Raw genomic sequence first — 19,811 nt, 5'->3', positions numbered from 1 at the left:
TGGACACCCACTAAACCTGTACATTCCACCCTGAAGTTAACAAACCACCGCTAGAGAGTTTCCGGGGTCGGGGTGTGGTCGCGGAGTTGGGCCACGTTCGCACCTGGTGTCGTGTGTTGGAGAAGCTGTCGAGCTGGGCGCACCAGCGCACCCAACCCGGGCGGACGCCGGATGCGCAGGGCGCGGCGTGATGCCCGGTCCGGTGGGTCGCCCTGCCGGACCCGTCAGCGCGTGGGCGATTGTCAGGGATACAGCCCTTACGGCGGCTTTGAAAGGGCTGTATCCCCGACTCGGCCCCACCAGCCCTCGAAGTCGGGGCTCAGCGACCCGCGCGACCGCGCCGGACAACGTCCGGATCAAGAGATCCTTCGCGGTGGAGGTTCGCGCTGTCCGTTGCGGTTCGGTTTTGCTCTGGCAGAGGGGAGCTACCGCGATGCCCGTCGTGCTCACGACCGCTGCTCCCGCAGCCTCGCCCTCCGCGCACCCACGATCGCGCCGACGTCGGCGTCGGACTGCCACCGGGCAGGCAGCCTCTGGATACAAACGCCGCGCCCACTCATCGAGGCACCCCACGGCTGGCTCAAAGACCGGGCGTGCCCGCGCGCTTTGAGGACGGGGGCAGCTTCTCCAACACACGACACCAGGTCCGAGCCCGGCCCAGCCGCGCGACCACCTCGACTTCCGAAAGGTCTCCAGGTCGGCGGCGATGGCCCCAGCCGGTCACGGTCTGGCGTTGGTGGCCTGGCCGCTCAGGGCCTGTTGCGGCGACCTCACCGGTCGGTAGGGTCGTCCGCGTGGATCTGGACGACACCGCGGCCCGGCTCGGTGTACCCGTCGAGGATGTCGATCGCGTGCATCGGCTCGCCGGCGACCTGCCGTCGGCTCCGCTGCCCGCCAAGGCCGACGCGCCCGCGATCCTCCACCGGCTCGCGGTGCTGCAAGACGACGCCGCCGAGATCATGGCGGGCTGGCCCGACCCCGGGTCTCCACTGTGGACTCCGGAGCTGCGCTGGCTGCTCGACCGCTCGATCGCCCTGGTCCGCGCCGATCTCGGGGGCCACGACTGGCTGCCGCCCGGCCCGGAGCTGCCGCGCGAGCGGGGTCCCGCGTGGCGGCACCTCTACGTGTACGCGTACCTGGCCCTGGTCGACGTCGTCACGCGCTACCACCGCGACCACGGCATCGCCGATGCCGTGTCGTGGGCGACCCTCGCGGACCTGGGTCGCAACCTCGCGATCGACCGGCGGATGCACCGCGAGGGCTGGCCGGTCATGCAGAGCTGGCTGACGCTGCACGCGCGCGGCGGCATCTACGAGCTGGGCCGGCTGCAACACCACCGTGGCGGCGCCTCCACCGTCATCGACCTGCACATCCCCGAGTCGGGCCCGATGACCCCGGAGGCGGTGACGGCCTCGCTCGACCAGGCCCGCGCGTTCTTCCCGCGCCACTTTCCCGACGAGCGCTACACGACGTTCTCCTGCGGCTCGTGGCTGCTCGACCCGCAACTGCTGGAGTACCTGCCCGAAGACTCCAACATCGTCCGGTTCCAGCGAAGGTTCGAGCTGGAGCCCTACGAGGAGCCTGAGTGGCTGGATGCCGACGTCGAGGTGCTGCGGTTCGTGTTCCGCACCCTGACCACGCCGCTCGACAAGCTGCCGCGCCGCACCGTGCTCCAGCGCGCGATCGTCGACCACCTGATGGCCGGCCGCCACTGGCACGTCCGCCGCGGCCACTTCCCGATCTGATCCTCGGCGCTGCCGGTTGGCGATCTGGCCGTTGGGGTCCGGGATGTGGGGTCTGCCGCCGGTCAGTGAGTTCGGCCGCCGGCGCGATGAGAGAGCACGGAGGCTCGCCTACTCAGCTCACCTCTCGACTGCGATCGCCGCGATGGCGCCATGCGACCGATCAGTGCCCTCGTCGGGCCGCCAGAGGCGCTCGACTTCTGTGAAGCCGGCTCGTGTCAGTCGTTCCGAAAGCTCGTCGAGGGGCCAGCGATAGGCGGTCACGACTTTGTGGTCGAAGGGGGCGACCTCGTCACCCTCGAAGACGCCGAGCACCAGCGTCCCAGCCGGGGCCATCGCTCGCCGGAACTCCGCGAGCACGCTGTCGAGATCCTGCGGAGGTAGATGGATCAATGAGTACCAGGCCAGGATCCCGGCGATGGAGTGGTCGGCAACGTCGAGGTCTGCCAACGACCCGAGTTGGTAGCTACCGCTCGGGTGGGCCGCCCGCGCATGGGCGATGAACTCGGGGACCATGTCGATGCCCGTCGCGTCGACGCCCAGTGAGCGAAGGTAACCGGTCATGTGGCCGGGTCCGCAGCCCAGATCGAGCACCGTGCCAGACCGGTCCCCCAGATGCCGCCGGATGAGGGCGAGGTCGTCGAGGTGTTGACGCTCGCTTGTTCCGAACAACTCGATGTAGAGCTCCGCAACGGATGCGTATGCCTGCCGGACCAGTTCCATGTTCACCGCGTGACTATATGAGCATCGACCCTCTCGGCGCTCATGGCGTGCTGAGGGAGCAAGCTAGGCGCGCGGTATGACGCCGACCCGCCGCGCCCAGTGCTGGTACTCGGCGGCCAACTCGGTGACGGGGTCGGGATGCCGATGGGCGAGATCGTCCACTTCGGAGCGGTCACCGTCCATGTCGTACAGCTCCCATGGCCCGCGATGCTCGCGGACCAGCTTCCACCGCCCTCGGCGCACGGCGGCGTTGCCGAGGTGCTCCCAAAAGAGTGTCGCGTCCGGCGCCGGTGCTCCCCGCAGGGCGGGCAACATGCTGCGCCCCTCGGGCGGCGGCACCGCACGCCCCCGGCTTTCCCTGGGATAGTCCACGTCGGTGGCGTCGAGCAGGGTGGGAAGTACGTCTCGATCTGGGCCGCGTAGACCCGCATTCGGCGCGCCTCCCACGCCTTGTGCGGCGCCGCCTCCCACGGCGGTTGGCTTGGGTCCCGTGTGGACAGTGGCGACTCCGCGCCGAGCAACCCTTCGGCGTGTAGCCGCCGCAGTCGGCGGCCACGCAACTCGTCCCAGCCCGCCTCGTAGACTCCGTCGTACGCTGCGGTGTCCTGCTCAGGTGCGTGCAGCGGCCAGTGCGGCGCGGTGTAGGCGACGTAGGCGAAGAACGGACGGTGCGCGTCGGCCTGCCGGCGGATGAAGCCCACCGCGTGATCGGTGATCGCGTCGGTGTAGAAGAAGTCAGGATCGCGTGCCTCGGCGCTCGCGTCGGCCTCGCCGCGGCGCAGCGTCGGTGGATCGTAGTAGCTGCCGCAGCCGCTGAGCGTGCCGAAGAAGTCGTCGAATCCGCGCCGGGTCGGCCACGAGTTGGACGGCTTCCATACCGATGCGCTCAGATGCCACTTCCCCGACAGGCTGGTGGCGTATCCAACGTCGGCCAGCATCTCGGCGATGGTGACGCAGCGGTCGTTGAGGTCGCCGTCGTACCCACCCGAGCGGTTGGGACTTCCTGCTGGCCACGCTCGTTGCGATCACCGCAGCCGTACACCTCGCCGCAGGCTGACGCGGTCGTACGAGCACCTCCTCGTCGGGTGCGGGCTACGCCGCGATGCTCACCGCGGCGCCATCCTGAGGGCGCCGTCGAGGCGAACCGTCTCTCCGTTGAGGTAGCTGTTTTCGAGCATGTGGCAGGCGAGTGCGGCGAACTCGTCGGTGCGGCCGAGCCGGGACGGATTCGGGACCGAGGCCTCAAGCGCCGCACGCACGTCCTCGCGGACGTTGAGCAGCAGAGGGGTGTCCATGACCCCGGGCGCGATGGTGTTCACGCGGATGTGCCGCCCCGCCAGGTCGCGCGCGGAGGTGATCGTCATGCCGACGATCGCGGCTTTCGACGCGGTGTAGTTGATCTGCCCGATCTGGCCCTCGAAGGCAGCCACCGAGGCGGTCATGACGATCGCGCCGCGCTCGCCGTCGACGACCTCGGTCCGGGCGATCCGCTGGGCACCCTGGCTGAGCAGGTTGAAGGATCCGATCACGTTGAGGCGCACGACGTGCTCGAAGTCGGCGGGATTGCCGGGGCTGCCGTCTTTCTCGAGGACCCGCATCCGTCGCCCGCCGCCGGCGCAATGCACAACGGCTCGCAGTCCGCCGCGCTGCTCGGCGACGTCGAGAGCTGCCGAGACCTGCGCGGGGTCGGTGACATCAGCGGCGGCGAAGGAGGCTCTGCCGCCGAGCTCCTTCGCGACGAGAGCGCCGTCCGACGTGGGCAGGTCGACGATCGTCACCAGGCCGCCTGCCTCGGTCAGCCGGCGTGCCGTGGCCAACCCGAGGCCGGAGGCGCCGCCTGTGACGACTGTGTTCAATCCGTCGAGCCGCATGTGCTGTTTCCTTTCCATCTGCGTGTTCTGGGGATGAGTGTCGGTTTTACCGAGAGCCTGAGTGGCTCCGCGACGATGCTCGTGCGGACGTCAGTGGTGCCGAGATTCGCGTGACCCGCGCGCCGGCGTAGCGCAGGACGGTTTCCGCAGGTGCCATCGCGATACCGAGCCCGTTCCCGCGGTGCTCTACCAACCGAGCTACAGAGGCAAACGGAGGCCGCCTCCGCGCGTTCCTCGCATCACTCCTCGCGATACGTCGTGTCCGCCGGAGGGTGTGTTCTGAGATACCGCCTCGACGTGAGGGCTCACGCGCCGCCGGATCCCCGTGGCGTCACGAGCCGGACGGTGGGAGTTGGATGCTCTTCGTTTGCAGGAAGGCCTCAAGACCCCACGTCCCCAGCTCTCGACCGTGACCCGACTGCTTGAAACCGCCGAACGGCGCGAACGGATTGAAGCGTGCCTGGTTGATCTCGACTTGCCCCGCCCGGATCCTCCTCGCCACCGCAAGGGCACGCTCGGGGTCTTTCGAACGGACCGCAGCCGCGAGACCGTAAGGCGTCTCGTTGGCCATTGTCACCGCACTGTCGTCACTGCCGTCGTAGGCCTGTAGACAAAGAACCGGACCGAAGATCTCTTCTCGAACAATGCTCATGTCGGGGGTGGTGTTGGAGAAGATCGTGGGGAGCACGTAGTAGCCCTGGTCGAATCCACTTGGCCTCTGCGGCCCCCCAGCCACCAGACGCGCGCCGTCGTGGACGCCGCGGCGGATGAAGTCGACCACGCGTTCACGTTGATTGGCCGACACGAGCGGACCCAAGGCGAACGTCGTCGGCAAGTGAGCGAGCTTGTCGGAATAGACAGTCGGCCGAATCCCCTCGACCTCAGCCGACGGATCCACGAGCGGATGGTTGGCAACAGCGCTTGCCGCTATCTCTTCAGCTTGCGAGAGCAGACGCTTGGGTACGAGAAGACGGGACAACGACGTGCAGGTCTGCCCGGAGTTCACCATCGATCGAGCAACGCCTTCGGCCACGCACTGCTCGAGGTCTGCGTCGTCCAGCACGACGTTCGGCGACTTTCCACCGAGTTCGAGATGAACCTGCTTGACCGACCTGCTCGCCAACTCGCTGACGATCCGGCCCGTCTCGTTGGACCCCGTAAAGCTGACGACGTCGACATCCGGGTGCGCGACCAGACTCGAACCAACGCCCGCCCCGGTGCCGAAGACGACGTTCAACACGCCATCGGGCAACTCTGCCTCGTCCGCGGCCTCGGCGAGAAGGTAGGCGTTGAAGGGAGCCAACTCGCTCGGCTTCAGGATGACGGTGCAGCCAACCATCAGCGCCGGCGCGATCTTGGCCGCGATCTGGTGCAGCGGATAGTTCCACGGGGTGATCGCTACCACGACGCCCGCAGCTTCTCTCAGCACCATCGAATGGCCAACCCGCTGGTGCCACACGATTTCGCTCGCGTGCGTCGGCTGACTGTCAAAGGTGAGAAGCGGCAATCCGACCTGGACACGCGCCGAGAACGAAGCCGGGGAACCGACCTCCTCCGTGATGGTCTTGGCGAGGAGTGCCGCGCGGCCCTTCAGGCATGCGGTGAATCGACGGATTACCTCGCTGCGCTCAGCCACGGACCTGCTCGCCCAGTCGTCGAACGCCCGAACCGCGGCGGCCACCGCCAGTGCCGCCTCGTCCGGCGTGCCGGCCGGGACATGTCCCAGGACGGCTTCATCGGCCGGATTATGCACGACCAATCGGTCAGACTTGGCGGCCCGTACCCATCGTCCACCGATGTAGTGCGATTCCCGGTCGTACATCGAATGCTCCTTGTACCTGCCATGCCGCTACGCCGCGCGGAAACGCGCTGCCACGCGGCCCTCGGCTTCAGCCCGCACCTGGATCACGGGTGCCTGGATGCGACGTACGCAGACGCTAGCAAGCGCTTGACCTCCGGGAACAGCGTCGACTGCGAACAGGCGGATCAGCGCCTCCTATGGCCTCCGGGAGGCAACGGCCAGGCGGATCGCACGTACCCCGAAGCCAACCTCCGGTCGTCGGCAACCACCGCACGTCTCGAGCCCTGTGCCCGGACAGCCCGACGTCAAGCAGGCGTTAGACGGACGAGTCGGCGGGCGCAGAAGTGCCCTCTCACCAGCGCGGATAGCCAATCTTGATCGATAGGTTCACTTGTTCCGCCTTGACACTGTAACGGCCGTCACAGGCACCCTGTTGGTTGTCGCCGGGGAGTGAATCACCGACAGCCATCATCGGTTTGTGGTTGCGATCCCCTCCTGGGCGTTGTTGCTCGGCAACGCAGGTGCCGGCAAGGCATCCACACATCTCATCACGGAGTTCTAGATGGCAGATTCAAGTCCTCCCCTCACGGCAATCGAGAGAGACACGTCGCGGCGCTTGGCATGGCGACTCATGCCGCTGCTGATTCTCGGCTATCTCGTTTGTTACATCGATCGATCGGCGATCTCCGTCGCCGGCCTCACTATGAACGAGTCGCTTGGACTGACTGCCACGCAGTTCGGCTTGGGTATCGGTATCTTCTATCTCACGTATGTGGCACTTGAAGTTCCCAGCAACGTGATCCTGTACAAGGTTGGCGCGCGTAAATGGCTGGCGCGGATCATGATCAGCTGGGGACTGGTCACGTTGGCGATGGCGGCCATCCAGGGCCCGGGATCCCTCTACCTCACCCGGCTTCTCCTGGGCGCGGCCGAAGCTGGCTTCGCGCCAGGGATCCTGTGGTACCTCACCCGCTGGTACCCGATCAAGATTCGCATCGGCGCGCTGACGATCTTCGGTGCCGGCACCGCCCTGGCTCCTCTCGTGGGCTCGCCTCTTGGCGGCCTGCTCCTGCGGTTGGACGGTATTTTCGGCCTGGAAGGCTGGCGCTGGCTGTTCATCGTCGAGGCAATCCCAGCGTTCATCGTTGGCATTCTCTTCCTGAGTTTCCTGCCCGATGATCCCCGCCGTGCAGCGTGGCTTCCGCGAGCCAACCGCGATTGGATCGTGGACCAGTTGTCCCAGGAGTCGAGCGCCATCGAGAAGCGCTATTCGGGTCGTGTTCGCGGAGCTTTCACGAATCCTGTCGTCATCATTCTGTCGCTCGTGTTCTTCCTGTTCGCGGCGAACTCGACCGGACTTACCATGTGGATGCCGCTGGTCATTCAAGGGACATTCGGCGAACCCACGACGGGCCAGGTGACGCTTCTAGCGGCCATCCCAGGACTCATCGGAGTGCTGGGGATGGTGGTCGTCTCCAAGAGCGTGAAGCGGTTCGGGCACGAGATGCTGCACCTGTCAGTCATCTTGTCGACGTGTGGCGTCCTCGTGGCCCTCAGCGTCATGGCCGGACCCAATCCGCTCGGCTTCGTGCTGCTGGTGGTCGGCGCGGGTGCCGCGTTCTCGGTCGGACCTGTGATCTGGCAGATCGCAGGCCGCTACATCACCGGCGTCGCCGCGGCCGCCGGATTCGCGCTCATCAACTCGGTGGGTGGTGCCGCGGGCTTCGGGATCCCATATCTGATCGGTGCGGTCAAGGATGCGACCGGTTCCTTCTCGATCCCGCTGTACGTGGTGGCCGCGGCGCTGTTTGCCGCCAGTCTGGTGGCCCAGCTCCTCCGATTCCTGCCTGATCCGGCCGCACGCGGGGTCAGCCATCCGGACTCCGCGGAGATGGTGCAGGACCGGCAGGCCTGAACCTCCCGCCGGACCTTCAACCCGTCGGTAGGTCCACGGCACTGGCAGAGTCCGTGGACCCACCGCACGAACCTTAAGGAACTCACGTGAAGCAACTCGATGGCAAGGTCGCACTCATCACGGGCGCAGCGCGCGGGCAAGGGCGAGCACATGCGGTGCACCTCGCGCGGGCAGGCGCGGCCATCATCGCCCTCGACGTCGGCCAGCAGGACGCCGTCACGAGCGTGCCCTACCCGCTGGGCAGTTCGTCAGACCTCGAGGAAACGAGCCGCCTCGTCAGGAAGGCCGGCGGCGAGATCATCCACGCTGTCGCAGACGTCCGCGATGTCTCGGCGCTGGAGCACGCGGTCCGTCATGGCATCTCCAGTTTCGGCCGGCTGGACATCGTCGTCGCCAACGCGGGCATCTCCAGCCCCGCCTCGTGCCTTGGCATGTCCGAAGACACCTGGCAAGAAATGATCGATGTCAACCTGACAGGGGTATGGAAGACGCTCAAGGTCACGGTTCCGCACATCATCGACGGGCGCCGTGGCGGGAGCATCGTCATCGTGAGCTCGGGTGCGGCGGAAGGCACCTTCGAGCACCTCGCTCACTACAGCGTCGCGAAGGCAGGCCTTCTGCCACTCATGCGGATTCTCGCGAAGGAACTTGCCCCTCACAACATCCGGGTCAACAGCCTTCACACCGCCACGGTCGCGACGCCGATGGTGTTCAACGACGCGACCTACCGCGCGGCGAGCCCGCATCTGCCGTCGGCCACACGGGAGGACTTCGAAGAGCGGGTCAGGGCGACGACGCTCCTGCCGATTGGCGCGATCGAGCCTGACGATGTCGCGAACGCGGTCCTGTACCTGGTCGGCGACAGCGGAAGGTGCGTCACCGGAACCAAGCACTACGTGGACGCAGGCGCCGCGCTGCGCGGCTAGGGAGCTCATGAACGACGTTCGCCGGCCGCGATCCGGGGCCGCTACGGAGTCACCTCGGTATGCTCAGACTGTGGATCTTCGCCTGCTCAAGTACTTTCTCGCGACCGTCGACCACGGGAGTGTGACGCGGGCGGCCGAGGCTCTCTACATCACCCAACCTTCGCTTTCGCAGGCCATCAGGACGCTGGAACTCGACTTGGGCGTCAAACTCTTCGACCGCTCCAGCCGTGGGGTCACCCTCACCGCGGAGGGCTCGGCCTTCACCGCGCCCGCGCGGCAGTTGCTCGCCGATGTCCACAGGGCTAGACGCACGGCCCAGGAGGTCGGAGAGCTGCGGCGCGGTCGACTCGACCTCTCGGTGCAGTCAACACTCGCGCTCGAGCCGCTTCCGCACCTCACGAACGCGTTCTCGCACCATCATCCTGATGTCCTGATCGTCGTCAGAAACCCTGGCGGTGCTGCCGGGGTCGAGCAGGACCTACGTAAGGGCCGAGCGGAGCTCGGCATCACCGACATGTCCGAGACGCCCGAGGGTCTCGCACGTCGCACCTACCGGACTCAAGAAACCGTCATCGTTCTCCCGCCGGACCTCGCGCAGGATCTGCCTGACCCGGTCCCACATGCTCTCGTCGCGGCGATTCCGCTGATCGTCGAGCTTTCGAACGACCGAAACCGGATTCTCGTCGACAAGCCACTTGAAGCGCTCATCGGCAATGTCGCCATCGAATGCGCCCACCGCCAAGCGGTCTGGGAACTCGTCATGCGCGGAGCGGGAGCGACGTTCCTGCCCAGAGACTTCGCGGAAGCCGCTCTCAGGAGAGTCGTGGTGAGGTCGCTCGAACCGAAGATCGTCAGAGAGGTCAGCTTCGTGTTTCGACCCGGTCTTTTGTCGCCGGCCGCTCAAGCCTTTCTCAGCCTGGCGAATCTGGGTTCAGGCGGGCGAAGCGGTGGGCCACCTCGATGAAGGCGCTGCCGGGCGGGGAGAGCGCCGTCCTGTCATAGACGATCCCGTACTGCCTGCTGATCGCCGGCTCGACCGCCCTCACGACGGCACCACATGCACGCGCCAGCTCGGCCATCGACCGCTCGAGGAAACTCGCGCCCACGCCGGCGAGGACGAACGGCATGCGCGCTTCGTGGTCTTGGACGACAGCGACCGGCCTGATCACGCGGCCCGCTCGGATCACGGCCTGCTCGATCTCACGAGCTTGGGATCCACCTCTGGGCACGACCGTATGGGGAATGTCGGGCAACTTCGACAGTGGCAGTGGATCGTCGGGAGGAAGCTCCGTGCCTTCGGGACACGCGAGCCACCACTCTTGGGTGCCCAACGGGATCACGTCCAAGCCCTCGATGTCCTGCGCGGGCAGGTGGCACACCACGAGTTCGCAATGGCCGTCTCTGATGAGGCGCCCGCCCTTTTCCTCGTCGCGAAGGTCGGTGACTCTGATCGCGACCCTGGGATAGCGCGCCCTGAACTCCGCGATCGTATCCAGGATCGGTTGGGCGGCGAACGAACCGATCGCGACCAGGTCGAGCCGCCCCGTGACTCCGGTCGACGCGTGGACCAGCGAGTTCTCCAGCATGACGACATCGCGCATGATCCGGCGCGCCGGACCGACGAACGCGTGACCAGCGGAGGTCAGAACGACACCGCGTCCCAAGCGGTGGCAAAGCTGGACGCCTAGTTCGCGCTCGAGCCGGGTGATGGAGTACGACACCGTCGGCTGAGCGAGATCCAAAGACGCGGCGGCCGCGTTGATCCCGCCGTGATCGACAACGGCGAGGAAGCACCTGATCTGTGCTAGATCCACTAATGGATACTAGTACGGCAGCCGCCGTTCGGGATCATGGTCGGGCTTTGAGATTGAGGTGTCGGTTCAGGGCTCGGTGTGCGCGGCCTTGGTGCTGGCGTCGCGCAAGGTCCCAGGACATCACCGCGTTCCCGCTGGGTCTCCTTCGTAGCCGTGCGGCGGTCGACGATCCATCCAAGGCATCGCGACCTCGAGTTGCCGGGCGACCCGGATGAGTACGTCCTCTCGTCCGTAGGCCGCCGCCAACTGCACCCCCTGGGGCATGCCGTCACGTCGCTGAACCAGGGGGAGGGACAGGGCAGGCTGGCCGGACACGTTGAACATCTGAAGGTTCTGGACGAGGGAACGCGTGACTGATGCCCCGGGATTCTCGGCTGTGGCGGCCAACTGGCCGAGCTGCGGCGCGCCCACCGGCACGGTGGGCGTCAGCAGCAGATCCCAGCCGTCCTCCTCCCACCAGCGTTCCATCTCTCGCGCCTGCTCGCGGAGAGCATCCACTCCTGCGGCGTACGCGATCCCGCCCACCTTCCGGCCCTGCTGCATGTATCCCCACGTCGCCGGTTCGACATCGTCTTCAGTGAATTCGCGGCCGATGAGCCCTGCGAGCCGATCGAGTTCACGCGCGATGATGACCCCGACGCTCTGGAACCAGAGTTCGTTGTAGGTACCGGATCCGAGGATCTCGGGGTGCCCCTCGGCGACATCGTGTCCAAGCTCCGCCAACACCTCGGCGACCTTCATCGTGGCCGCGACCGCTTCGGGATCGGCATGCGTCTTGCCACTTGGGTCGTCCGCCATGACACCGATGCGCAGGCGTCCGGGGTCCGCATCCACCTCCGTGGCGAAGGATCGCCGGGGCGTCGGAGCCCAGTACGGATCGCCCGCATGATGACCACTGATCAAGTCCAGGACAGCGGCCGCATCGCGGATCGACAGCGTATGCAGCCCTTCGGTCGCTTTGCCGGAGACGTTGTCGGACTCCGCGATCAGGGGTCCCGAAGAGACGCGGCCCCGGGTGGGCTTCAGCCCCACGACGCCACAAAAGCTCGAGGGCATCCGGATCGAACCACCGCCGTCGTTGCCATGCGCGATCGGCACCATCCCCGCCGCGACCGCGGCCGCTGAGCCCCCGCTGGAACCGCCGACCGACCTCGTCACATCCCAGGGATTCCGCGTTGGGCCCCATGCCAGCGGCTCCGTAGAGGCGTACATGCCCATCTCCGGCGTGTTGGCCTTACCGACCAGGACGAACCCGGCCTCGCGCATGCGCCGCACGAAATGAGAGTCGTGATCCGACCGGTAGCCGGCTGACTTGAGACCGCGGATTCCCCCGCTGTACGGGTCGCCCTTGGAGTGGACGGTCAGGTCCTTCAGCACGTACGGGACGCCAGCGAACGGCGCGTCACGTGGAACGGTCTCCGCCTCTGCCCTGGCCTTCTCGAACAGCGGGACGATGACCGCGTTGATCTGTGGGTTCGTAGACTCGATTCGCTTGATGCACTCGTCGAGTATTTCGACGGGCGTGGCCGTACCGTCGTGGACGAGTCGTGCCGTTGCGGTGGCGTCGAGGTACTGAGTCGACATGGTGGAATCCTTTCCGTTCTTTCCGGCGCACTACGTCGTAGATTCAGGCTCAATCGCGGGTGGTTGAGCCGATCGTGGCGTACTGCTGACGGAGTTGCGTCTTCAGTACCTTCCCGCTGGGGTTTCTCGGCATCTCCGCGATGACGACCAGATGCTTGGGGCGCTTGAAGCCGGCCAGGCGTTCCCTGCTGAAGGACTCGATCTCAGCGAAGGTGGGAGGATCGGCGGGAGCGAGCGGGACGACGAGGGCCATGGGGACCTCGCCCCACTTCTCATCTGGGACACCGATGAGGGCGACTTCCGAGACCTTGGGGTGCGTGGCAAGGACGTTCTCCACCTCCGCGCAATAGATGTTCTCGCCGCCGGAGATGATCATGTCCTTCTTGCGGTCCACGACATAGACGTAGCCCTCCTCGTCCTGTCGAACGAGGTCGCCGGAGTGAAACCAACCGCCACGAAACGCCTCCGCGGTCTCGTCCGGCTTCCTCCAGTACTCCTTCATGACCATCGGGCTCCGGTAGACGATCTCGCCGACTTCGCCGCGCTTGACGTCGACCATGTCCTCGTCGACCACTCGGATCTCGACGTTGCGAATCGGCTTGCCCACCGACCCGAGCTTGCGGATCGAGTCCTCGCCACGGAGCAAACAGGTCACCGGACTGCACTCGGTCTGGCCGAACGCTGACGAAACCTCGGCCGTCGGGAACTTTTCGATCATGGTCCGCAGGAGCGTCGTCGTGGCTGGAGCGGCTCCCCAGGAGGCCCTGCGCAGGCTCGACAGATCGAAGGAACCAAGGTCGGGGACGTTGCAGACCGCCGCCCACTGCGAAGGAACCATGAAACAGGAGGTGACCTTCTCATCCGCCATCTTCTTGAGCGTGCTGCGCGGATCGAAGCTTCCAGAGCGCGGGATCACGATGGTTCCGCCCACCATGAGCGCCGATGCCGAACCAGACACGCCGGCGACGTGGAAGAGCGGAGCCGCTGACATCCACACCTTGAACGAACTCGTGTTGCCCACCGTGGTGATGGCGCTGAACGCGTGCACCATCAGATTGCGGTGAGTCAAGACGGCGCCCTTGGGCCGTCCCGTCGTGCCCGAGGTGTACATGATGTATGCCGGGTCGAGGTCGGACGGCTCCAACTCCGGAAGCGGCTCGCCGGTCGGGCGACTCACGATGCGCTCGTACTCGGACCCGTAAGAGATTGTCGGGGCGTTGGACCCGGCCAACTGCTTGGCCGTTTCGACGGTTGCCGCCAGGTCCTCGTCCACCACGATGACCTTGGCCTCAGAATCGCCGAGCATGTAGGCGATCTCGTCGGCGACGAGTCGAAAGTTCAGGGGAACGGCGATGGCCCCCAGGCGTAGCGTGGCAAGCCAGGTTTCGATGACCTCGCCGCGATTCTTGCCCAGCACCGCGACGCGGTCACCGCGGCCGACCCCCAGGTCAGCGAGAGCGCGCGCCAGTCCCGTCACTCGGAGGTCGGCCTCTCGATATGAACGCCGCTGATCGTCGAACACGAAGACGACGGCGTCCGGAGATCGCCGTGCCGTGCGGGCGAGAACGTCGCTCATCGTCATGCCGTGGCCGAACATGTAACCTCCGAACTTTGATCCAACAGGGATGCGGAAATGAGTGCCCGGTGATGCCGGGGAGCGCCAAGGAGTTCGTTCGTGGACAGGGCTCGCTTGAGATAGAGGTGAGCGTCGTGCTCCCACGTGTAGCCGATCCCGCCATGGATCTGGATGCTCGCCTTCGCCGTCTCGACGAATGCCTGAGAGGCATAGGCCTTGGCGAGGCTCGCGTGACGCCCTAGGTGCGTCGGATCATGGTCGACGGCCCACGCCCCGCCGTACGCGATCGCTGTGGCCGTGGTGTTGGCGAGGAAGCGGTCGGCCAGGATGTGCTTGATCGACTGGAACGAACCGATCGGCTGGCCAAACTGGGTCCGGGTCTTCGCGTAGTCGACCGTGAACTCAAGACAGCGCTCAGCGGCGCCAGTCTGTTCGCACGCAAGGGCGATCGTCGCCTCGACCAATGAATCGCCCAGGGCCTCACCGGCAGCGCCAACGGTGCCGATGACCTCAGCCGCCGCTTGTCGCAGCACGAGACGTCCCTGCGGTCTGGTGGGGTCGATGCTCTGAAGCGGTTCGGGATCGACGCCTTCTCCTCGGCGGACCGCGAACAGCGTCGGCCCATCGGGAGCTTCTGCGAGGACGACGAAGAACTCTGCCGCGAGGGCGTCCGTCACGTAGCTCTTGACTCCGTCCAGCCGCCACTGCTTGCCGGCGCGGACCGCGACTGTCTTGGGGTCGTGGGCTCCCCAGGTCTGACCCTGCTCGAGGACAGCCAGCGTGCCGACGACATCACCAGTGACCAACGGAGGTACCCAGCGTTCGCAGGCAGCCGCATCCCTGGTCGCGAGTAGCGTTCGTATCGCCAGAATCGACGAGGAAAGGAACGGAACGGGGGTGAGCGACCTACCGAGCTCACCCATGACCACGGCGAGTTCGCAGAATCCTTCGCCCGCGCCACCGTACTCTTCGGGAACGCCGATACCGCAGACGCCGATCTCCTCGACGAGCCTCCTCCACAGCGGCTCGTCGTAGCCGTGAGGCTCGGCGATGACAGCCCGCACGCGTGACAGAGGGGCATGCCTGCTGAGGATGTCGCGCAGCGATTCGCGTAGGGCCGCCTGTTCCTCGCTGAGCACGAATGTCATGCGCGCCCTCCCTTGTCGTGAGCCCTGTTTCTGTCGCGAGGCAACCCGAGGACGTGCTCGGCGATCGTGTTTCTCTGGATCTGGCTGGAACCGCCGTAGATGGTCCCCGCGCGAGCGCTCAGATAGCCGTCCTGCCACGCCGCCGGAGAATTCGGCGAGCCGAGCGGGTCTGCGCCGCGGAGCCCGACCGCGCCAGCGCCGCTGCACACAGTGGCATCCATACCCAGCACGTCGAGGGCGAACTCGGTCACCGTCGCGTGGTACTCACTCGTGCACAACTTGAACAGCGACGACTCAGGGCCCGGCTGATTGCCGTTGGCCGCCGCGATCAGGATTCGTAGGCCGAGGTGGCGGATTCCTTGAAGCCGCGACCAGCAGTCGGCCAGGCGATCCCTCACGATGGGATCATCGGCGAGACCTCGTTCTCTGATCAGCTCGATCAGGCGCTCCAGTTCTATCTGGAACTTGGCGTACACGGCTCCCGAGGCGGATCCGCGCTCGTATCCCAGGAGAGTCAACGCGACCCGCGCTCCCTCGCCTCGCGGACCCACGAGATTGTCAGCCGATGTCGTCGCGTCGCTGAAGAACACCTCGCAGAACTCGTGATGACCGACCATCGTGCGAATCGGTCGCACTTCGACCTGTGGCTGGTCTATGGGAACCAGTAGCATCGACAGTCCGCGATGCCTAGACTCGTCGGGCTCTGTCCTGGCGAGGATGAAAATCCAGTTCGCGGTGTCTCCGGCCGTCTGCCAGATCTTCTGCCCGTTGACGACCCACACGCCGTCTTCCAAGGCCGCGCGCGTGCGCAACCCGAAAAGGTCGCTCCCAGCCTCTGGTTCGGAGTAGCCCTGCGCCCATCGGTGTTCCCCGGAGAGGATCTTGGGAATGAAGTAGCTCTTCTGCTGTTCAGTTCCCCACTTGAGCAGCGTCGGCCCGATCAGGTTCAGCCCGAAGGAGTCGTTTGGCATGGGCAGCAGCGGCGCGCCGGCCCGGGCGAACTCCTCCTGAAGCACACTCTGCTCCAGGATGGACAGGCCCGCACCTCCATACTCTCGGGGCCAGGAGATTCCGAGATATCCATTGCGCTGTAACACCTCGCGCCAGCGCCGGCAGAAGTCCGGGCGGTCGTCGGGATCCAATGCGCCGAAGCCGGCCCAGTTCGAGGGTAGGTGCCGTGCCAGGAAGTCTCTGACGCTCTCGCGGAAGCGTTTGACATCGGGATCACGTGTTGGGTCCATTCCGCTACGGACCCTCGACTGGCTCGCCGCCGGCCGCATCCTTGCGTGCCGGACGGATCGGCCCCGCATCGCGCCAACGAGGGACGCCGTCCGAGCCGGTGGCTATCGAAGCGCCATTTGGGTTGATCTCGGCCCAGTGCGAGTGGTTGATGGTGTGCAGGCTGAAGGCGGACGCCAGCGCGTTGGAGAACCCCTGCTGGTCCAATGTCTGGTTGACCGAGTCCTTGATCAGCAAGGCTGTCATCGTCGGTACGTCCGCGATTCGCTCCGCGAAGCGGAGTGTCTCCTCGACCAGGCGATCGGCCGGAAAGACCTTGTTGACCATCCCGATGCGATACGCCTCGTCGGCATCGATCGAGTCTCCGGTCAGCAGCAGCTCCTTGGCCCGCCGGGGACCCAGCTCCCAGGGGTGGCCGAAGTACTCCAGCCCACACATCCCGTACCTGGTACCGACGACGTCGGCGAAATAGGCATCGTCCGCGGCGACGATGAGATCGCACGCCCACATGAGCATGAGCCCACCGGACACGACAGGTCCCTGGACCGAGGCAATCGTCGTCTTTCGGAGGTTGCGCCAGCGCTTGGTGTTGTCGAAGAAGTAATGCCACTCCTGGAGCATTCGACGCTCCGCGCCGTGGCGGGTTCCCCCGTTCTCCCGGTATGTTTGGTGTTGATCCGGGCCAGGCTCCCGAAGCTTGCGAGCGTCGGCCGACCCGAGGTCGTGCCCCGCCGAAAACGACGCGCCCTCGCCGCGCAGCACGACCACGCGGACCTCGTCGTCGGCTTCGGCCTTCATAAATGCTTGATCCAACTCGACAAGCAAGCCGCGATGCTGTGCGTTTCGGGCCTCCGGCCGCTGCAGGGCAATGATCGCGATGCGTCCGTTGCTCGTCTTCTCATACGACATGTATTTCCACGACGTCATCGGTACTCACTCCCTGCCGGACGCGCCGTCCAGCGCCAGGCCAACTTCTTCGGCAGCGCGCTCTCCCGAACGGAGCGCACCTTCCATGTAACCCATCCATACCGTTGACGTCTCAGATCCGGCCCAGTGCACGCGGCCTGTCGAGCGACGCAGGGCCGGTCCGTACCGCGTCCAGCCCCCGGGCGCCAGGTTGGCGCTGTAACAGCCGCGCGTCCACTCCTCCTCAGACCACTCGAACTCCAGGTACTCGTCGGGATCCGCGGCGCGCTCGCCGAAGAGTTCGACGAAGCGCGCCACCACGGCGTCGCGACGATCCGTGTCGGAAAGACCTATGAATTGGCGCGCCTTGTCGGCCTCGATGAATCCGACCAGCACACCTTTCGAACCATCCGGCGGCGAGTTGTCGAACGTGACCGAAACATATCCCGAGCCGGTCAGCGATCGACCGTTCCATCCGTTGTCACGCCAGAAGGCATCCGGATAGACACAGTGAACCTTCACCGCGGCGCCGGTCGCAAAGCGCTGAATCAGCTGGACCCGAGCCGCCGGAAGCGGAGGCTCGAAGGAGATGCGATCCGTGAGGACGATCGGGACGGCGACGATGGCTCGTCGCGCGGTGATGACCTCCGAATCGGTCGTGACGCGGACGCAGGAGTCATCCTGGGCGATGGCCGTGGCCGGAGATGCGAGCCGGACGACGTCCGGCCCCAATTCGTCTGCCATGCGAAGGGACAGCGTCTGGGCACCACCGGTGAGTCGATTCTCTTGAGCCACCTTGATCAGCTGATGGAGGGATCCGGCCGACCTGATGTAAGTGATCACATGCAGCAGCGACAGCTCTTCGGGCTCCATCGTGAAGAGGCCGGTCATCAACACTCGGAGAAGCTCCCGAGAAACGTCGTCGAGCGAGCGACCCAGCAGCCAGCTTTGAAGCGTCTGTCCGTCCCACGCACTTGCCTCGTCGGCCTCCCAGGGCGCTTCGACCGGAACCTGAGCGGCCATGCGGTCGAGCTCGTCCATCGCCGCCCGCGCGTCGGCTCGCTCCACCTGCGAGGTCTCCAGGATGGAGTACTGGGTGGAACCGGCGGCGTACGTCGGGAAGGTCTCGATCCCCAACTCGGCGGCGAGTGCCGTGACGCGTTCCTGACTCGGTCCGATCCACTGCCCGCCGAAGTCGATCGGAACACCGGAGGCGGCGGTCCTGGTCCACGTCCGACCTCCCACCCGGTCGCGGGCCTCCAGGACCCTCACGCTGCGTCCAGAAGCGCTCAGAGCCCTGGCGGCCATCAGCCCGGCCAGGCCTCCTCCGATTACCACCACGTCAACCTCAGGGGTCGCCATGACGACTTCCTTTCTAGCTTCTGCTCCATCCGTCGCGTTGCGCGCTTCGGAACGGCGTCTTGGGGGTGCGGGCCTACGTGCAGGACCGACCGAGCGCCCTGACCACCTGAGTCTCACGCGGGCTGGCGAGGAAGGCCAAGGTCGCGAGAGTTCTTGATCCCATCGAGACAGCCTATGGCTGAGCAGGTTCTCTACGGCGCTGACCTGCACGACTCGGCCCGGTCGCCGCCGGCCCGACATAGGAAGGCGCGAACGACACGATCGATCGGATCCTCTTGTCGTACCTCAGCCCAGAACGTGATCCTTGCCGAGTCAGGCCTGAAATCTCGATGGTCGGAGGAACCGGTGACTGATCACGTCGTATTCGAACGCGACGGGCACATTGACCTGTGGACGCTGAACCAGCCTGCTACCCGCAATCCGGTCTCGGATCCCGCGACCGTCGACGCACTGGTCGCCCGAGCCGCAGAAGTCAACCTCGACCGCTCCGTCCGAGCGGTCATCATCACCGGCCGCGGCAAGGCGTTCTCGTCAGGCGGAGACGTCAAGGCCATGAAGCGTCACACCGAGTCCGATCCACCAGCTCCCCATGTCGTGGTCGACGACTACCGCAACGGGATTCAGCGCCTCACCAGGGCGATGTACGCCTGTGACGTCCCCACGATCGCCGCGGTCAACGGACCGGCCGTCGGCGCGGGATGTGATCTGGCCCTGATGTGCGATCTGCGGATCGCTAGCGAGTCGGCCTTCTTCGCCGAGAGCTTCGTCAAGGTCGGCCTGATTCCCGGGGACGGTGGAACATGGTTCCTTCCGAGGATCCTGGGAACGGCGCGAGCCGCCGAGATGATCCTCACGGGTGACCGAGTCAGCGCGCAGCTCGCAGCGAGCTGGGGCCTCGTCTCCCAGGTGGTCCCCGACGCCGAGCTCGCGCGCGCAGCGCGCGAGCTCGCGGACCGAGTAGCCGCAAATCCCCCCATCGCGACGCGGGCAGCAAAACGCCTGCTGAGAGAGAGCATCCGCGCCGATCTCGATGCCGTGTTGGAGCGATCCGCCATCGAGCAGGCGATCTGCCACCAGACCGAAGACCATCACGAGGCGGTCCTGGCATTCATCGAGGGCCGAACGCCGGCGCCGTTCACCGGAAACTGAAGCGACCGCTCGGAACAGCACCTTCTGCCAAGCCAGTAGCCGCACGCATGAGAGA

The 19,811-nt window shown here is 65.9% G+C and carries 16 protein-coding genes and 1 pseudogene; 5 read left to right on the top strand and 12 right to left on the bottom strand.

What is annotated here, in order from left to right:
• Positions 1-794 precede the first annotated feature (794 nt).
• Positions 795-1,745: an acyltransferase domain-containing protein gene (locus tag ACFFIA_RS40935; RefSeq protein ID WP_377262280.1), complete on the top strand. Its 951-nt coding sequence runs from the start codon at positions 795-797 to the stop codon at positions 1,743-1,745.
• 117 nt (positions 1,746-1,862) lie between these two features.
• Here ACFFIA_RS40935 and ACFFIA_RS40930 read toward each other — a convergent pair whose 3' ends face one another.
• The 5 genes and pseudogenes from ACFFIA_RS40930 to ACFFIA_RS40910 all read right to left on the bottom strand — a co-directional run bounded on the left by ACFFIA_RS40930 (position 1,863) and on the right by ACFFIA_RS40910 (position 6,158).
• On the bottom strand, positions 1,863-2,471 hold the full coding sequence (locus ACFFIA_RS40930; RefSeq protein WP_377262279.1) for a class I SAM-dependent DNA methyltransferase: 609 nt from the start codon (positions 2,469-2,471) through the stop codon (positions 1,863-1,865).
• Positions 2,472-2,528: 57 nt separating this feature from the next.
• Positions 2,529-2,780 carry a hypothetical protein gene (locus tag ACFFIA_RS40925; protein ID WP_377262277.1) on the bottom strand — a complete coding sequence of 84 codons (252 nt, stop codon included), beginning with the start codon at positions 2,778-2,780 and terminating at the stop codon, positions 2,529-2,531.
• Between the two features lie 185 nt (positions 2,781-2,965).
• Positions 2,966-3,427, bottom strand: a pseudogene (locus tag ACFFIA_RS40920) (sulfatase-like hydrolase/transferase); the annotation flags it as partial.
• A 144-nt stretch (positions 3,428-3,571) separates the two neighbouring features.
• Entirely contained in the window at positions 3,572-4,336 is a 765-nt protein-coding gene (locus ACFFIA_RS40915) for an SDR family NAD(P)-dependent oxidoreductase (RefSeq protein ID WP_377262274.1), read from the bottom strand.
• 331 nt (positions 4,337-4,667) lie between these two features.
• The gene (locus ACFFIA_RS40910; protein ID WP_377262272.1) at positions 4,668-6,158 is read right to left on the bottom strand and encodes an aldehyde dehydrogenase family protein; all 1,491 of its coding nucleotides are present in this window, start codon (positions 6,156-6,158) and stop codon (positions 4,668-4,670) included.
• A 610-nt stretch (positions 6,159-6,768) separates the two neighbouring features.
• Between ACFFIA_RS40910 and ACFFIA_RS40905 the strand changes: the two genes are divergently transcribed.
• From ACFFIA_RS40905 to ACFFIA_RS40895, 3 genes are all read left to right on the top strand, one after another.
• Positions 6,769-8,052 carry an MFS transporter gene (locus ACFFIA_RS40905; protein WP_377262270.1) on the top strand — a complete coding sequence of 428 codons (1,284 nt, stop codon included), beginning with the start codon at positions 6,769-6,771 and terminating at the stop codon, positions 8,050-8,052.
• A gap of 86 nt (positions 8,053-8,138) precedes the next feature.
• Complete coding sequence (locus ACFFIA_RS40900) at positions 8,139-8,978, top strand: mycofactocin-coupled SDR family oxidoreductase (RefSeq protein WP_377262268.1); 840 nt, start codon at positions 8,139-8,141, stop codon at positions 8,976-8,978.
• 70 nt (positions 8,979-9,048) lie between these two features.
• Positions 9,049-9,942, top strand: a complete 894-nt coding sequence (locus ACFFIA_RS40895) for a LysR family transcriptional regulator (RefSeq protein WP_377262266.1) — start codon at positions 9,049-9,051, stop codon at positions 9,940-9,942.
• Here the strand turns inward: ACFFIA_RS40895 and ACFFIA_RS40890 are convergent.
• The 7 genes from ACFFIA_RS40890 to ACFFIA_RS40860 all read right to left on the bottom strand — a co-directional run bounded on the left by ACFFIA_RS40890 (position 9,890) and on the right by ACFFIA_RS40860 (position 18,607).
• Positions 9,890-10,792, bottom strand: coding sequence for a LysR family transcriptional regulator (locus ACFFIA_RS40890; protein ID WP_377262264.1), 903 nt, complete (start codon positions 10,790-10,792; stop codon positions 9,890-9,892). The genes ACFFIA_RS40895 and ACFFIA_RS40890 overlap by 53 nt on opposite strands.
• A 120-nt stretch (positions 10,793-10,912) precedes the next feature.
• Entirely contained in the window at positions 10,913-12,376 is a 1,464-nt protein-coding gene (locus ACFFIA_RS40885) for an amidase (protein WP_377262262.1), read from the bottom strand.
• A 49-nt stretch (positions 12,377-12,425) separates the two neighbouring features.
• On the bottom strand, positions 12,426-13,973 hold the full coding sequence (locus ACFFIA_RS40880; RefSeq protein ID WP_377262260.1) for a long-chain-fatty-acid--CoA ligase: 1,548 nt from the start codon (positions 13,971-13,973) through the stop codon (positions 12,426-12,428).
• Complete coding sequence (locus ACFFIA_RS40875) at positions 13,955-15,100, bottom strand: acyl-CoA dehydrogenase family protein (RefSeq protein WP_377262258.1); 1,146 nt, start codon at positions 15,098-15,100, stop codon at positions 13,955-13,957. The genes ACFFIA_RS40880 and ACFFIA_RS40875 overlap by 19 nt, the downstream gene beginning before the upstream one ends.
• Positions 15,097-16,341 carry an acyl-CoA dehydrogenase family protein gene (locus ACFFIA_RS40870; RefSeq protein ID WP_377262256.1) on the bottom strand — a complete coding sequence of 415 codons (1,245 nt, stop codon included), beginning with the start codon at positions 16,339-16,341 and terminating at the stop codon, positions 15,097-15,099. Before ACFFIA_RS40870 ends, ACFFIA_RS40875 begins: the two co-directional genes overlap by 4 nt.
• A gap of 4 nt (positions 16,342-16,345) precedes the next feature.
• Positions 16,346-17,266, bottom strand: a complete 921-nt coding sequence (locus ACFFIA_RS40865; RefSeq protein ID WP_377262254.1) for an enoyl-CoA hydratase — start codon at positions 17,264-17,266, stop codon at positions 16,346-16,348.
• A 6-nt stretch (positions 17,267-17,272) separates the two neighbouring features.
• Entirely contained in the window at positions 17,273-18,607 is a 1,335-nt protein-coding gene (locus ACFFIA_RS40860; RefSeq protein ID WP_377262252.1) for a flavin monoamine oxidase family protein, read from the bottom strand.
• Positions 18,608-18,952: 345 nt separating this feature from the next.
• Here ACFFIA_RS40860 and ACFFIA_RS40855 point away from each other — a divergent pair, with 345 nt between their 5' ends.
• Positions 18,953-19,756 carry a crotonase/enoyl-CoA hydratase family protein gene (locus ACFFIA_RS40855; RefSeq protein ID WP_377262250.1) on the top strand — a complete coding sequence of 268 codons (804 nt, stop codon included), beginning with the start codon at positions 18,953-18,955 and terminating at the stop codon, positions 19,754-19,756.
• Positions 19,757-19,811: the final 55 nt, after the last annotated feature.

It is taken from the genome of Phytohabitans kaempferiae (assembly GCF_042433955.1).
Taxonomy (GTDB): Bacteria; Actinomycetota; Actinomycetes; order Mycobacteriales; family Micromonosporaceae; genus Phytohabitans; species Phytohabitans kaempferiae.
The sequence above is the reverse complement of the archived record's forward strand: the minus strand, read 5'-3'. Positions and strand labels throughout refer to the sequence as shown.

What these genes read in the sequence shown, in the direction of transcription:
- ACFFIA_RS40925 (WP_377262277.1), bottom strand. Translation starts at nt 2,780, where the DNA reads ATGTTGCCCGCCCTGCGGGGAGCACCGGCGCCGGACGCGACACTCTTT.
- ACFFIA_RS40915 (WP_377262274.1), bottom strand. Translation starts at nt 4,336, where the DNA reads ATGCGGCTCGACGGATTGAACACAGTCGTCACAGGCGGCGCCTCCGGC.
- ACFFIA_RS40910 (WP_377262272.1), bottom strand. Translation starts at nt 6,158, where the DNA reads ATGTACGACCGGGAATCGCACTACATCGGTGGACGATGGGTACGGGCC.
- ACFFIA_RS40905 (WP_377262270.1), top strand. Translation starts at nt 6,769, where the DNA reads ATGCCGCTGCTGATTCTCGGCTATCTCGTTTGTTACATCGATCGATCG.
- ACFFIA_RS40885 (WP_377262262.1), bottom strand. Translation starts at nt 12,376, where the DNA reads ATGTCGACTCAGTACCTCGACGCCACCGCAACGGCACGACTCGTCCAC.
- ACFFIA_RS40880 (WP_377262260.1), bottom strand. Translation starts at nt 13,973, where the DNA reads ATGTTCGGCCACGGCATGACGATGAGCGACGTTCTCGCCCGCACGGCA.
- ACFFIA_RS40875 (WP_377262258.1), bottom strand. Translation starts at nt 15,100, where the DNA reads ATGACATTCGTGCTCAGCGAGGAACAGGCGGCCCTACGCGAATCGCTG.
- ACFFIA_RS40870 (WP_377262256.1), bottom strand. Translation starts at nt 16,341, where the DNA reads ATGGACCCAACACGTGATCCCGATGTCAAACGCTTCCGCGAGAGCGTC.
- ACFFIA_RS40865 (WP_377262254.1), bottom strand. Translation starts at nt 17,266, where the DNA reads ATGACGTCGTGGAAATACATGTCGTATGAGAAGACGAGCAACGGACGC.
- ACFFIA_RS40860 (WP_377262252.1), bottom strand. Translation starts at nt 18,607, where the DNA reads ATGGCGACCCCTGAGGTTGACGTGGTGGTAATCGGAGGAGGCCTGGCC.